This window comes from Mucilaginibacter sp. P4_E8 (assembly GCF_056401495.1).
The window spans coordinates 1-1,140 of sequence record NZ_JBFUJG010000402.1 but is presented as its reverse complement, the minus strand read 5'-3'; the positions used below and the strand labels follow the sequence as shown (position 1 = coordinate 1,140).

Annotated in this window: 1 protein-coding gene; it reads right to left on the bottom strand. The window is 45.9% G+C overall.

From position 1 onward, the window contains the following. Positions 1–62 precede the first annotated feature (62 nt). Positions 63–1,140, bottom strand: a 1,078-nt coding sequence (dnaB, locus tag AC1DRQ_RS31745) for a replicative DNA helicase (RefSeq protein ID WP_477430170.1), incomplete at its 5' end; no start/stop codon positions are given.

The following is a 1,140-nucleotide window of genomic DNA, read 5'->3' as shown; positions in this document are numbered from 1 at the left end:
CTTTAGGGCGTCTTTAAACGAAGCCGCTAATCAAAAAGCTCCCCCTTTAGGGGGCCGGGGGGCTAAAACGGCGGCTCATCATCAATATCATCCATACGTGACGGACGGATGATGAAATTGCTCTGTTTCTCAAAATCCTGTGATGGTGCAAGACCCGAGAACGCGCTGCCTGATGCCGGCGGGAAACCTTCCACACCTTCTTCAAGATTAGCAAACTTTACGTATTTGCCCACAAATTTCAACCGCACTGTACCGGTTTCACCGTTACGGTGCTTGGCTATAATTACCTCGCCTACGTTATTTGTAGGGTTACCGTCTTCATCTTCTGTTAAGCCATAATATTCCGGGCGGTAAAGGAACAGTACCATATCCGCATCCTGCTCAATTGAACCAGATTCACGTAAATCCGAAAGCATTGGCCTTTTGGAGTTACCGGGCCTGGTTTCAACCGCACGGCTTAATTGAGATAGCGCTATCACCGGCACATTAAGTTCTTTAGCTACGGATTTTAATGCTCTTGATATACTACCAATTTCCTGCTCACGGTTACCGCCTCCATTTTTCCCCTCGCCTTTGCCATGCATCAATTGCAAATAGTCAATAATGATGAGCTGAATATCGTGCTGTGATTTTAAGCGGCGGCATTTGGCCCTGAATTCAAAAATATTAAGGGCTGGTGTATCATCAATAATTAAAGTAGCCTGTTCTAGGCGACCAATTTTAGAGTGGATCTGCTGCCATTCCCATTCTTCCAGTGTTCCTTTACGGATCTTTTCCTGTTCAATTTCTGTTTCGCCGGATATTAAACGGTTAACCAACTGAACAGAGGACATTTCGAGTGAGAAAACCACCACCGGTTTATCAAAATCAACTGCCGCATTACGGGCACAGCTAAGCACAAAGGCTGTTTTACCCATTGCGGGGCGGGCGGCTATAATCACCAGATCGGATTTTTGCCAGCCTGAGGTCATTCTGTCAAGACTGGTAAATCCTGAAGGTACACCTGTTAATCCATCTTTTTTATCTTTAAGGGCCTCAATATCCTTTAAAGCTTCATGCACCAGGTCGTCCATTTTTCGGGCATCACGGCGCAGGTTGCTTTGTGCAATTTCAAAAAGATTCTTTTCGGCCCTGTCCAGC